This window comes from Mucilaginibacter sp. RCC_168, from assembly GCF_041355315.1.
Taxonomy (GTDB): domain Bacteria; phylum Bacteroidota; class Bacteroidia; order Sphingobacteriales; family Sphingobacteriaceae; genus Mucilaginibacter.
On the sequence record NZ_JBFUPN010000026.1, the window covers coordinates 97784 to 111605 of the forward strand.

The window sequence follows — 13822 nt, forward strand, 5'->3', positions numbered from 1 at the left end:
GTTTTCGGATCATGCCTTTTTTGTTGGATGCAACCTGCTGATAGTCACAAGTCATCCCAGCACCGGCTACCGCACAAGACTTGCGCCAGAGAAAGTAAAATCTCCTCATTTTTACTACTTGTCAAAAGCCTTATCCCATTCGTCAAAAAGAAAAATCGACTACATAGATCCGTGCTTACCTTTAATCTATGAAAAGAATCGCGATACTTTTGGTCTTGTGCTTTATCAGTTATGTTCAAAGCTTTGCCCAAATCCATATTGATACCACGGGGTATATCAAAAACAATCCCCTCCTATATTCGCTGGTCATTTCAAAGAGCGATAAGATCATCTGCCAGCAGTATTTTAACGGGCAGGATAGCACCACTTTGTTTAATGATCAGTCGCTTACCAAAAGTGTAACTGCTTTACTTATTGGTATCGCTATTGATAAAGGCTATATCAGATCGGTAGATGAAAAGGTGGCCAACTTTTTCCCGGAACTAAAAACAGATACCGATAAACGGAAACAAGATATCACCATTAGACAGGTTATGAACCAGGCTTCCGGTTTTTATCACGAAGGTGTTAATGTGGGCGCCTTGCTGAACATTCCTGATCCATCCGGCTATGTGATCAAAGCACCGTTGGTGTCGGAGCCGGGCAAGGTATTTCGGTACAATAACGCGGCTACGCATTTATTGTCTGTGATTATTACCAAAAGTACAGGGATGGACACCTATTCCTTTGCTAAAAAGTTCCTGTTCGATCCGCTGGGTATTACCACGTTCGACTGGAAAAAAATGAACGATGGCTATTATGATGGCTGCGGATTATTAAGTATCCGTCTGCGCTCTGTTGATATGCTGAAACTGGGCAACCTGGTACTAAATAAAGGAGTTTACCATAACCGGCAAATCATCCCGGCTAAATGGATAGCCTCCATCATCAATCCTGAGGTTACTTACAAAACACCCTGGGGGCTGGATAATTCCTTATACGGCCAGTGCTGGTACCATGCCGACTACCAGGGGATAAAAATAACCTACGCCCTGGGTTGGGGCGGACAATTTATGTTTGTGATCCCTTCCCTAAAAGCCGTAATCACGACCAACTCCAGCGTTGCCGATGCCACTGCCATTAAAGAAGCGGCCTTGATCACCAGGAGACTTTTTCCTGAACTGTTGAAGCAGTTGAAAGATTGATCAAAAGCTCCTCCTTCAAGGGGCAGGGGGGCTAAACTCATCCTCCATGCTTTCCCTTAAATCATATAGCAGCCATTGTTTTTTGGCGATGGAGCCTGCTTCTGATTTTAATAATTTGATAAAGTCATTTACGCCGGTAGGTTCATTGCCATTGCCGTGGATGAGCACGATACTGCCCGCCTGCGGTTGCTGCCCTTTGGCCAGCCAGGCATCGGTACCAATGGGGATCAAACCATAGTCGGTTAGTTTATATACCAGTTGCTGGTCCGATACCAGACCCGGGAACCTGAAAAATACTGATGGGAGCAGACCATTCTTGAGCATGGCCTTTTCGGTTTCCAGTATCTCGTAGTTCATGTCTGTGCCCGGCTCCAGCAAAAAATTTTCTTTGAGCGGCGCTTTCGCGCTTACCCGGTGATTAAAGGAGTGGTTGATCCAGGTGATATAGATCTCATGTTTGGCCTGCATTTGTTTGAGCCATTCCAGATCCTGCGGGTGCTGGCGCATCCAAACGCCGGTAACGGAGAGGGCGATAGGTGCGGGGCGCTCTACTTTCTGGAATTCTGTAAAAATGTCGGTAAATATGCGCCTGTCGAGTGGGCGATGAGAGGGACAAAGATCGGCCGTTAAACTGATGCCAGTTTCTTTAGGGATTCCGCTTTCAATACCCGCGTCCTGCAGGGCTACCGATTGTTTTTCGGCCTTGCGCAACGCTTTTTGGTAAGGGGTGCTTTTGAAAAAGTCGCGTGCTTCGGTAATATTCATGGGTTTTACCTGGTAAAAGCCGGGCTCATCAATTTTGGTCACCAGGGTTTGTGGATTTACCAGCAGATAATAGGTTTTGCCTTCGTTCTCGAACTGACGCAGTATCATCCAATCCTGCGGGGCATGGTGCGCCCAGCCGTAAAAAGGCTTGTAGTTTTCTATTTTGCGATAATTGGCTTGCGCGGCGACCTGGTGTTGTAAGCAGCTTAAAATGAGTATAACAAGCAGGTATTTAAGCAGGGGTTTGTTCATTCTTATTTAAATTCCAGTTTTTGCCTGTAAGTATAGCGGTTATCACCAATATCAACATAAAAATAATGATCACAATTAAGGTCGTCTGCTTAATAGCGTAAAGTGTATTTTCCATTTTCTGTTCATAAGAAGGTTCTGCTTTTGGCAAGGCCGATAATGGTGGATAAACTGTCCAGCCTGGTTAGGCATCATATTCAATAATGCAGAAAACGGGTATATTACGATAAGGAATAGAAAGTTAGCGATTATCAATATTAGGTTTTGCAATCTTCTTTTATAACGATAAAAGCCTTCTTTAATCAAATAGATAAGAGTGGTAAGCATTAAAAATATCGGAATATTGATAACTGACCGGTCGATAACAAAATAAGTGTCATGCAAATTAATATCGAGAGAAGCGTTTCCTCCCCATAATGCGGTTAAGAAAGGGATGAGTAACCACGTCGCTATATAAATAACAGCAAGGATAATAACTTCTATGATAACAGGTTTAAGTTTCATAACTTAAATATAAAACTTAGTAAATAAGAATAGGTTTATTATTGTATAAAGGATGTATTAACTTTGAACCATGACCCGCTTATCTGTCAATATCAATAAAATAGCCACCCTGCGTAACTCGCGTGGAGGTAATAACCCCGACCTGATACAAGTTGCCAAAGATTGCGAACGTTTTGGCGCCCAGGGTATCACCGTGCATCCCCGGCCCGACGAAAGACATATCCGGTACAACGATGTTTTTGAATTGAAAAAGATCGTAACTACCGAGTTTAATATTGAAGGGAATTGCCAGGAACAAAAATTTATTGACCTGGTGCTGGCCAACAAACCCGAGCAGGTGACCCTGGTGCCCGATGTATTGGGACAGATCACCTCCAACCACGGCTGGGATACCATCACGAATTATCATTACCTGAAAGATATGATAGCGGTTTTTAAAGAGGCCGGGATCCGCGTATCCATATTTGTTGACCCGATTGCAAAAATCATAGAAGGCGCCGCCAAAACCGGTACCGACCGCATTGAACTGTACACCGAGGGCTATGCCACGCACTATCATCAGGGCCGCGAACTGGCTATTGCACCCTATATTGAAGCCGCAGAAGCCGCTCAGGCCGCAGGCCTGGGCATCAACGCCGGGCATGATCTTGACCTGAACAACCTGAAATATTTTGCCGAACTGGTGCCCGGATTGCAGGAAGTAAGCATAGGCCACGCACTCATTTGCGACGCGCTTTATTATGGCCTGGAAAACACCATTCAACAATACCTGCGGCAACTGGTCCCGGCTGAGACGGATCTTTAATCTTTTGAATATCGAACACAGAATATCGAATGTTGGATAATGAAGTAAAATAAGGATGATGTTCAATATTCATTATTCGATATTACTTCCTCCCCTGTAAACCCTTTTTCGTCCCCTTAGGGTCTCCTGAAAGGGACCCTAAGATTTCCTGGGAATAAGGCTATAACTCAGGGTCTCTCGCAGAGGACCCTGAGTGGACATAAAACCAGTTTTTAAGTTCACCTATCATTTTATCCTGCTCAGGTGGTAATTCCGTTTTACCGAATATCAATTCATCAATTCCTGTAGCTATATCGGTAGCTACAGTTCTATGTCTGATAAGGTTTATAATCCAATTGACACCGCACAGCCATAAAAATGCCACTATACCTACCCACCAGGGGCCGCTATTTACTAACATAAAAACGGCCATAATAATTGACATTGTTGATGTGGTGATAAATAACTTATGCATATTTATTTGATAGTTAAGTAGCCAACTATTGTTTTCATGAATCAGATTGAAAACACCATTATCAACACTACCAAACAATGAGCCCCTCCAATTAGATGTTGAACCTTTATAATTAACAGACAGGTTTTTAACAATAACGTTATCTGCTTTACCATTCAATATGCTTTCTCTAATATATTGTAATATCTGTCCTTTGTTGTCAGGTGTTATTACTGTTTTTAACGATCTATTAAAGATAACAGAAAAAGGAAAATCATTATTAGCAAACTTTGTATAAAGATAATAGAATATTTTTCAGCGTTAGAGATAGGAAGTTTGAAAATGATGAATATGAAAAAGTACAGTAATATTGAGTACTACTGCGCTTTTGTGACTCTGTGTGGACAGAATATCCAACATAGGATATCTATGAATGTTGAATAATGAAGGAAGGTTCGAATAAATCCGAAATCCAACATCCCAATTCCGAAATCCTTCCTCACCCCTGTAAATCCTTTGTCAATAATATATTAGAGAATTGTTACTCATGTTGTAAAACTGTACCTTTGCGCTAAATTTAGAGGGACACTTGATTCATGATGTTGAACGCAGACTACCAGGAGAAGTTTCAGTCGAGACATATTGCTCCAAATGAAGCCGATACGGCAAAAATGTTAAAAACTGTCGGTGTAAATTCACTGGATGAATTAATATCGCAAACCGTGCCTGACAGGATCAGGTTGAAAGCTCCGCTTAACTTACCGCCCGCCAAAAGCGAATTTGATTACCTGAACACTTTAAAGCAAACCGCTTCCAAGAACAAGGTTTTTAAATCATACATCGGTAAAGGTTATTACGATGTGATCGTGCCTGGTGTAATTCAACGCAACATCCTGGAAAATCCGGGCTGGTACACGCAGTATACGCCATACCAGGCCGAGATTGCGCAAGGTCGTTTACAGGCATTGCTTAACTTCCAAACCATGGTCATCGACCTTACCGGGATGGAAATTGCCAATGCTTCGTTATTGGACGAAGGTACTGCCGCTGCCGAAGCGATGTTTATGCAGTATAGTCTACGTAAAAATAACAACGCCAATGTGTTCTTCGTATCTGAGGAACTGTTCCCTCAAACTATTGATATTTTAAAAACCCGTTCGGAACCTTATGGTATCGAACTGCAGATAGGCGATCACCGTACCGTGGAGCTAACCGAAAATATGTTCGGCGCTATTGTACAGTATCCGGCTGGTAATGGCGCGGTTTACAACTATACCGACTTTGCCGCCAAAGGGCATGAAAAAGGCATTAAATTAACCGTTGTTGCTGACATCATGAGCCTGGTGCTGTTAACGCCTCCGGGCGAATGGGGCGCCGACATTGTGGTGGGTTCTTCACAACGTTTTGGCGTACCTATGGGCTTTGGTGGACCGCATGCCGCTTTTTTTGCTACTAAAGAAGAATACAAACGCTCTATTCCGGGCCGTATCATCGGTGTTACCATTGACAGTGCCGGTAACTATGCCCTGCGTATGGCGCTGCAAACCCGCGAGCAGCACATCCGCAGAGATAAAGCGACCTCAAATATTTGTACCGCGCAGGCCTTACTGGCTATTATGGCTGGTATGTACGCTGTATATCATGGTCCGCAAGGGGTTAAATTAATCGCCGAGCGTATCCATGGCCTTACAGTTTTATTGGCTAAAGCTCTTGGGGAATTAGGTTACGAACAACTAAATGAATCATACTTTGATACCTTAAAGTTCGATGTTGCTCATTTAGCCGGTCCTATCCACTCAGAGGCCTTAAACAACGAAATGAACCTGAGCTATAACGGTTCGGTAGTTACTATTTCGCTTGACGAAACCACCTCTGTTGAAGATGTTAAAACCCTGGTTAGGTTTTTTGCCAAAGTAAAAGGCAAATCACTTACCGATGTTAATATCGATGAGCTGAAAGCTGACCTGCAAACGGTTATCCCAGCTGATCTGCAACGTCAGTCGGCTTATTTAACGCACGCCATATTCAATACGCACCATTCAGAACATGAAATGCTGCGTTATATCAAATCATTGGAGAACAAAGATCTTTCGCTTTGCCATTCCATGATCGCTTTGGGTTCATGTACTATGAAGCTGAACGCCACTACCGAAATGGTGCCGGTTACCTGGGCTGAGTTTAGTAAGATCCATCCATTTGCCCCTGCCGACCAGGTAGGCGGTTATATGCAGTTGTTTGATGAGATCAACAACTGGCTGAGCGAGATCACCGGCTTTGCGGCCATGAGTTTGCAGCCAAACGCTGGTGCCCAGGGCGAATACGCCGGTTTGATGGTGATCCGCGCTTATCATCACGACCGTGGCGATCATCACCGTAACATCGCTTTAATTCCATCATCAGCACACGGTACCAACCCTGCGTCAGCAGCTATGGCCGGTATGAAGATAGTGGTAGTAAAATGCGACGATAACGGTAACATTGATGTGGCTGATATGAAAGCCCGTGCCGAGCAATATAAAGATGAACTTTCCTGCTTAATGGTTACTTACCCATCTACCCACGGGGTATTTGAGGAGTCGATCATCGAGATCTGCGATATTATACACCAGAACGGCGGCCAGGTTTATATGGATGGCGCCAACATGAACGCGCAGGTAGGCTTAACAAGTCCGGCCAATATCGGTGCCGATGTTTGTCACCTCAACCTGCACAAAACTTTCTGTATCCCACATGGTGGTGGTGGTCCGGGTATGGGCCCTATCGGCGTTGCCAAGCACCTGGTTCCTTATTTACCGGGCCATGCGGTGGTTGATATCGACAGGGGAAAATCTATCCACGCGGTATCAGCAGCTCCATGGGGTTCGGCTTCTATCCTGATCATATCACACGCTTATATAGCGATGATGGGCGGCGATGGTTTAACCAATGCTACCCGTTATGCTATCCTGAACGCCAACTATATCAAGGCTCGCTTGCAGGATCACTTCCCGGTACTATACACCGGAGCTAATGGCCGTTGCGCGCATGAGATGATACTGGATTGTCGTTCATTTAAGTCGTTTGGTATCGAGGTAACCGATATCGCTAAACGTTTGATGGATTATGGTTTCCATGCGCCAACTGTATCGTTCCCGGTTGCGGGTACGGTGATGGTTGAGCCAACTGAATCGGAGCCAAAGCACGAGCTTGACCGTTTTTGTGATGCGATGATCGCTATACGCCATGAAATTGCCGATGTTGCCGAAGGCGTATCAGATAAAACAGATAACCCTTTAAAAAATGCACCTCATACCGCCGCCGTTATTACCGGCAACGAATGGGAGCATAGCTATACCCGTCAAAAAGCGGCATTTCCGCTAGCTTACGTGGCCGCATACAAATTCTGGCCATCTGTAGGCAGGGTTAATGATACCTATGGCGACCGGACACTGATCTGTTCATGTCCGCCGCTGGAAGATTACGCCTTTGAAGAAAGTGTGATTGAGTAACGGATGTGCGAATGTGCGGATGTGCAGATTTCAAATGTGCAGATGTGCAAATGAGGAACAATAAAGAAATGTGCAGGTGGTTTAAAATCATCTGCACATTTGAAATCTGCATATCTGCACATTTTCAGGATCATCTGCACATTTAATTAGTGAATTATTGAATTAATGATTTCATCAGCACATTTGGAATCTACACATCTTCAAGCTCATCTGCACATTCGCACATCTGCATATCTGTACATCTTTCTCGTCTTCTCTTTTTAATCATTTAATATGCGATTAGTCATTTTATTCACTGTGTTCTTTTCTGACATTATTTGTGTTTATTTGAAACTTTCAATACACCAATAGCTGTTATATTGGATAATTAAAATGCGGTTTTCGTGTTTTAATTATTGGTTTTTAGCTTTTTTAGGGTGTTTTTATTGTTTGAGAAGAAATTTGCTGAAGCGAAATCTGGAAAATTCAATACACTTTAATCTGATGTTTTTACTGGAAAAAGCCGGAAGATTTAAAATAAATATATCACTTTGCGGTTATTAATACACCCGGTTAAAACAATACCAGACTTAACAACTTGTAGGAATATAACTTTTTAATTTCACGTATCGTATAAATACATCTATAAAAAGCACATCTATTTTAAATGCCTTATGACCATTAATGATAAACCTGTGAGTGTATTATTAATTGATGATGATGAGATCAATAATTTCATCTCCATTAAGTTAATAAAGAAAGCGTTGCTGAATACCGAAATCATGGCGTGTTTAAATGGAAAGTTTGCCATTGAACAGTTAACGGATATACAGCGGAAAGATCCGGCTAAAATGCCCGATTATATTTTGCTGGACATCAACATGCCTATTATGAATGGCTGGGAATTTTTAGATGAGTATAAGCGTCTGAACATCGACCCTCAGGGTAAAAGCAAAATCTATATCATTTCATCATCGGTGTTTAGTAACGATATTAACAAAGCTAAATCATATCCGCTGGTAAAAGATTTTATATCAAAGCCCCTTAATGTCGAAAAAATAAAAGAACTTTTTGAGGTAAATGCCCACAATTAAGCAGGTTCAACTTTAAAATGCTCGTCATTACGCGTTACCTTGCCTATAGCAAAAGATTTAGCATGGTAAAAAAGGCAGATCCATCCCTCAGCGGCTGCCTTTTTTCCATATTCTTCGCGTAATTGCATTGCCTTACGGCCGTCCATATCGTATTTTGCAATAAACTTTCTGATCAGCTGTTCGGGTTCAGGTAGCTCATCACCTCCAAAAAACACTTTCCTGCCTTCCAGTTCTATCCAGAATACCTGGTGATAGGGGCAGTGTCCTCCTGAATGTTCATACCTGATACCAGGCTGCAATTCCCCGCTGCCCTCCACGAACGTAATGTTGACCCCCTGAAGCGCTTCAAATATTTCTTTATGATAGGATGAGGTTTTACCCGCTAAACCGGTTTCCCATTCCTGGCGTTGGATCACATGCTTTGCTTGCGGAAAGCTGGGCTCCAGTTTGCCGTTCCGCTCAACAACCAAACCGCCGGAGTGATCATAGTGCAGGTGCGACATCAGTACCAGGGTAACATCCTCCGGATCAAAACCAGCGTTGCGTATATTTTGGTGCAGCAGTAACTCATCCCGGGTATCTTTAAAACCAAGGCCTGTATCCAGTACGATGAGATCGTGGTCAGTCTTGATCAGAAACGGGTTTACGTGGATAAATAAGGATGCGGGGCGATCTTTCGGATTGTCAGTTTGCGGATCAAACGGAATAAATTTCTTACTTGCATCAACCGAATAAGAGCCCTCACCTAACGCGAAAATTTCCATTTTTTTAGTATCAAGTAGCGAGTATCAAGTAGCACGACAAAAATCTTTTGCAAGTATTCAAAAATCTTGATACTTGATACTCGCTACTTGATACTAACTATAGTTATCTTTACTGTTTTTATTTGCAAATGTATGAATAAACGCTGGACGGTAAGGGAAAATGCTGATCATGAAGTAGTCAAAAAATTAGCCGCCGACCTGAATATTGATGCCGTTTTAAGTACCCTGCTGGTTAACAGGGGGATAAGCACATTTGATGAGGCCCGTTACTTTTTCAGGCCTGACATTTTGCACCTGCATGATCCATTCCTGATGAAGGATATGGAAAAGGCTATCGAACGTATTGAAGATGCCATAGCCGCCGGCGAAAAAATACTGATCTTCGGCGATTATGATGTAGATGGCACCACTGCCGTTGCTACGGTTTATAGTTTTTTTAAAGAGCGCTATGAAAACCTGGAATATTATATCCCCGATAGATATAAAGAAGGTTATGGGATATCAACCCAGGGTATCGATTATGCTGCTGATAATGGTTTTACCCTCATCATAGCATTGGATTGCGGTATTAAATCGGTTGATAAAATTGATTATGCCAATAGCCGCTGTGTTGATTTTATTATCTGTGATCACCACCTTCCAGGTGCTGAGTTGCCCGCGGCCGTTGCGATACTTGATCCCAAACGAAATGATTGCGAATATCCCTATAAAGAGCTTTCGGGCTGTGGTATTGGTTTTAAGCTGATACAGGCTTATGCCGAAACACATGATATTCCCTTTGAGGAAGTAGCCCGTTATCTGGACCTGGTAGCTATCAGCATCTCCTGCGATATTGTACACATCACCGGCGAAAACCGCACGCTGGCCCATTTTGGTCTGCAAAAGATCAATAGTGATCCGTGCATGGGCGTAAAAATCCTGGTAGAGATTGCCGGCAGAACAGGCAGCCTGACCATATCAGACGTAGTGTTTTTACTGGGCCCCCGTATTAATGCTGCCGGTAGGATAGATGATGCCAAACACGCTGTTGAACTGCTGATTGCCTGCGACGAAAAACTGGCCCGCGAAAAAGGCATGATGATCAATACCCATAACGCCGAACGTAAAGGGCACGATTTGGATATTACCGGCGAGGCTTTAAATATGATTGATAATGACGAGGAGTTGATCGGTCGTAAATCAACCGTGGTTTTTAATGAGCATTGGCATAAAGGGGTGATCGGTATTGTAGCCTCGCGCCTCACCGAAAAATATTACCGGCCAACCATTGTGCTTACCCGTTCCAACGGACATGTGGCAGGTTCGGCCCGGTCGGTATTAGGATATGATCTTTATGAAGCGCTTTGCGAGTGTAAAGATCTGCTCATTCAGTTTGGCGGTCACAAGTATGCTGCCGGCCTAACCATGGAGCCCGAAAACGTGGAAGCCTTTAAAGCACGCTTTGAAGAAGTAGTAAGCGCTACTATTTCCCCGGAACAATTAATACAGCAGATACAAATTGACGCGGAATTACGTTTAAGCCAGATAGAACCGAAATTCTTCCGGATCCTGAACCAATTTGCACCGTTCGGGCCCGAGAATATGTCGCCGGTTTTCATCAGTAAAAATGTGTATGTTAGTGGCAATGCGGCTTTAGTAGGCGCTGCCCATATTAAAATGTCGGTAATGCAGGAAGGCTCAGCAGCGTTTGATTGTATCGCCTTTAACCATGGTGAATATCTGCCGCAATTAAAGCCGAGCATGCTGTTTGACATTTGCTACAGCATTGAAGAAAACGTATGGCGCGAAAGGCGCACTATACAATTGAATATAAAAGGAATAAGGTTTTAAGTCTTAAAGTCGGGAGTTCTGAGTCTCAAGTCAGGAGAGCATAACTCAGAATTTAAGACTTAAAACTTAAGACTCAGAACTCAAGACTTAGAATGATATTAAGAGCAGACCATTTAGTAAAGAAATATAAGCAACGCACGGTTGTTAACGATGTATCGTTTGAGGTATCACAGGGCGAGATAGTAGGTTTGCTTGGGCCAAATGGCGCCGGAAAAACCACCTCATTTTATATGATCGTAGGACTAATAAAACCAAATGAAGGCCTTATTCACCTGGATGATCAAAACATTACCCAGGACCCAATGTATCGCCGGGCGCAAAAGGGTATAGGTTACCTGGCCCAGGAAGCATCGGTGTTCCGCAAACTTTCTGTTGAAGATAATATCAAAGCTGTACTGGAAATGGGCAAGATGACCAAAGAAAGGCAACGCGAAAAACTGGAAGAGCTTATTGACGAATTTAGTTTGCACAAGGTTCGTAAGAACAGGGGCGACCTGTTATCGGGTGGCGAGCGCCGACGTACCGAAATTGCCCGTGCCCTGGCTGCCGAACCCAACTTTATTTTGCTGGATGAGCCATTTGCCGGTGTGGATCCGATAGCGGTGGAGGAGATCCAGGCCATGGTGGCTAAATTAAGGCACCGGAACATTGGTATCCTGATCACCGACCACAACGTACAGGAAACATTATCCATCACCGATCGTGCTTACCTGCTTTTTGAAGGCAAGATACTGGAATCGGGCGTTCCGGAGGTACTGGCCGAAAATGAAATGGTGCGTAAGGTGTACCTGGGATCGAATTTTGTTTTGAAAAGAAAAGTATTTCCGCAATAATTTGGGGAACAACGATTGTTGGAACAAGGAGCAAGGATTTTGAGAATATGGATTCATTTGTCCTGTATTTAAAACTTAGCTTCTACCTGTTTAATGTCTTTGCTCCTTGCTCCAAAAATCCTTATTCATAAAACCAATGGATAGGCTTTTTACTATTAACTGTATTTTTTCCTATCTTGACTCTTGATTCTAATTTCTTGACTCTGCTACACTATGACGATCTTTAACTCTGTATTTACCTGGTTCATGAAAAAGCGGATCCATCAGATAGAGCTTTTTATGAAGTACCCCAATGAGGTGCAGGAGGAGTGGTTTGAGCAACTGATATCCGGCGCCGAAAGCACCGAATGGGGGCGCAAATATCAATATAAAAGCATCGAGAACCTCAATCAATTTAAAGAACGGGTGCCTATACAGAGCTATGATACGCTAAAGCCCTATATTGAGCGGATGCTTATGGGCGAAAAAAATGTACTGTGGCCCTCAGAGATCCGCTGGTTTGCCAAATCATCCGGCACTACTAACGACAGGAGCAAATTCATCCCCGTGAGTGAAGAGGCCCTGGAAGAATGCCATTTTAAAGGCGGTAAGGATCTGCTTACCATTTATTTTAATAACCAGCCCAATGCCCGTATGTTTACTGGGAAGATACTGACGCTTGGCGGCAGTCACCAGATGAGTCAGCTGAGTGCAGATACTTCTTTTGGCGATCTTTCGGCGGTGATCATGAAAAACCTGCCCCTTTGGGCCGAATTTCACCGCACCCCCGATCTGGATATAGCCCTGCTGGAGAACTTTGAGGAAAAAATTGAAAAGATAGCGCAGGCTACCAAAGATGTAAACGTGACCAGCATCAGCGGAGTACCAACCTGGAACCTGGTGTTGTTTAAACGCATACTGGAAATTACCGGCAAAAAAAACCTGCTTGAGGTATGGCCCAACCTGGAAATGTACTTTCATGGCGCGGTTAATTTTACCCCCTATCGCGAGCAATTTAAAACGTTGATCCCGAGCGATGACATGTATTACCTGGAGAACTATAATGCCTCAGAAGGCTTCTTTGGAATCCAGGATACCAAAGAGCCTGGCGACATGCTGTTGATGCTGGATTATGGCATATTCTACGAGTTTTTGCCCGTGGAAAATCTGCCCGACGAAAATCCTAAAACACTTACACTTGATGAGGTGGAACTGGATAAGAATTATGCCCTCATTATCACCACCAACGCCGGCTTGTGGCGATATATGATCGGCGATACTATTAAATTTTCGTCGCTGTCGCCATTCCGTATTCAGGTAACCGGGCGAACGAAACATTACATCAATGCCTTTGGCGAAGAGGTGATCATTGACAATGCCGAGCGCGCCCTGGAAGAGGCCTGCCGCCAAACCGGCGCCATCATTAAGGAATACACAGCGGCTCCCGTTTACTTTAATGGTAATGATTGCGGCGCACACGAATGGATCATTGAGTTTGAAAAGAAACCCGCCGAATTTGAACGTTTTGTAGACCTGCTTGACGAAACCCTGCGCCGTATCAATTCGGACTATGATGCCAAGCGCTTTAAAGATATGGCTCTGCGCCGTCCCATCGTGCGTCGCGCCCCCGAAGGCACTTTTTTCAATTGGATGAAAGAAAAAGGTAAACTGGGCGGTCAGCATAAAGTACCCCGCCTGGCCAATAACCGCGAATACATCGATGCCATTTTGAAAATAATGGAACCGGTGGGGAGTTAGATTTCGTCGGCCGGAGGCCGGGAGATAATCGTCACTCGGCTGGAGCCCACAGGTGTTGGGAAGAGTTACCAGAAAGGGGTATGATGGCCGTTCGGAGGCGGTTTGTCAGGGTCTCCACCATAAAGTCTTACAATAAACTTCATGAGTTCGGCCTCCA

Annotated in this window: 11 protein-coding genes; 7 read left to right on the plus strand and 4 right to left on the minus strand. The window is 43.9% G+C overall.

The genetic code is table 11. The features are described 5' to 3' along the window. Positions 1-188: 188 nt before the first annotated feature. Positions 189-1184, plus strand: coding sequence for a serine hydrolase domain-containing protein (locus AB6735_RS23075; protein ID WP_370998455.1), 996 nt, complete (start codon positions 189-191; stop codon positions 1182-1184). A 15-nt stretch (positions 1185-1199) separates the two neighbouring features. Here AB6735_RS23075 and AB6735_RS23080 read toward each other — a convergent pair whose 3' ends face one another. Together AB6735_RS23080 and AB6735_RS23085 are read right to left on the minus strand one after the other, a co-directional pair. After that, a complete protein-coding gene (locus tag AB6735_RS23080) occupies positions 1200-2201 on the minus strand; it encodes a polysaccharide deacetylase (protein ID WP_370998456.1) in 1002 nt (333 codons plus the stop codon). Next, a complete protein-coding gene (locus AB6735_RS23085) occupies positions 2182-2316 on the minus strand; it encodes a hypothetical protein (protein ID WP_370998457.1) in 135 nt (44 codons plus the stop codon). The genes AB6735_RS23080 and AB6735_RS23085 overlap by 20 nt, the downstream gene beginning before the upstream one ends. A 456-nt stretch (positions 2317-2772) precedes the next feature. Between AB6735_RS23085 and AB6735_RS23090 the strand changes: the two genes are divergently transcribed. Continuing rightward, on the plus strand, positions 2773-3507 hold the full coding sequence (locus AB6735_RS23090) for a pyridoxine 5'-phosphate synthase (protein WP_370998458.1): 735 nt from the start codon (positions 2773-2775) through the stop codon (positions 3505-3507). 160 nt (positions 3508-3667) lie between these two features. Here the strand turns inward: AB6735_RS23090 and AB6735_RS23095 are convergent, their stop codons facing one another. Beyond that, entirely contained in the window at positions 3668-4120 is a 453-nt protein-coding gene (locus AB6735_RS23095) for a hypothetical protein (protein WP_370998460.1), read from the minus strand. Positions 4121-4536: 416 nt separating this feature from the next. Here AB6735_RS23095 and gcvP point away from each other — a divergent pair, with 416 nt between their 5' ends. Then, positions 4537-7428, plus strand: coding sequence for an aminomethyl-transferring glycine dehydrogenase (gene gcvP / locus AB6735_RS23100; protein ID WP_370998461.1), 2892 nt, complete (start codon positions 4537-4539; stop codon positions 7426-7428). 674 nt (positions 7429-8102) lie between these two features. After that, positions 8103-8501 carry a response regulator gene (locus AB6735_RS23105; RefSeq protein ID WP_370998462.1) on the plus strand — a complete coding sequence of 133 codons (399 nt, stop codon included), beginning with the start codon at positions 8103-8105 and terminating at the stop codon, positions 8499-8501. Here the strand turns inward: AB6735_RS23105 and AB6735_RS23110 are convergent. Continuing rightward, a complete protein-coding gene (locus AB6735_RS23110; protein WP_370998463.1) occupies positions 8498-9265 on the minus strand; it encodes an MBL fold metallo-hydrolase in 768 nt (255 codons plus the stop codon). The two genes, AB6735_RS23105 and AB6735_RS23110, sit on opposite strands and share 4 nt — an antisense overlap. A gap of 132 nt (positions 9266-9397) precedes the next feature. Here AB6735_RS23110 and recJ point away from each other — a divergent pair, with 132 nt between their 5' ends. The 3 genes from recJ to AB6735_RS23125 all read left to right on the plus strand — a co-directional run bounded on the left by recJ (position 9398) and on the right by AB6735_RS23125 (position 13665). Beyond that, the gene (gene recJ / locus AB6735_RS23115; RefSeq protein WP_370998464.1) at positions 9398-11095 is read left to right on the plus strand and encodes a single-stranded-DNA-specific exonuclease RecJ; all 1698 of its coding nucleotides are present in this window, start codon (positions 9398-9400) and stop codon (positions 11093-11095) included. A 92-nt stretch (positions 11096-11187) separates the two neighbouring features. Continuing rightward, positions 11188-11928: an LPS export ABC transporter ATP-binding protein gene (gene lptB, locus AB6735_RS23120; protein ID WP_370998465.1), complete on the plus strand. Its 741-nt coding sequence runs from the start codon at positions 11188-11190 to the stop codon at positions 11926-11928. A gap of 213 nt (positions 11929-12141) precedes the next feature. Then, positions 12142-13665 (plus strand): GH3 auxin-responsive promoter family protein, encoded by a 1524-nt coding sequence (locus tag AB6735_RS23125; protein WP_370998466.1) that lies wholly within the window; start codon positions 12142-12144, stop codon positions 13663-13665. The last annotated feature ends 157 nt before the right edge of the window (positions 13666-13822 follow it).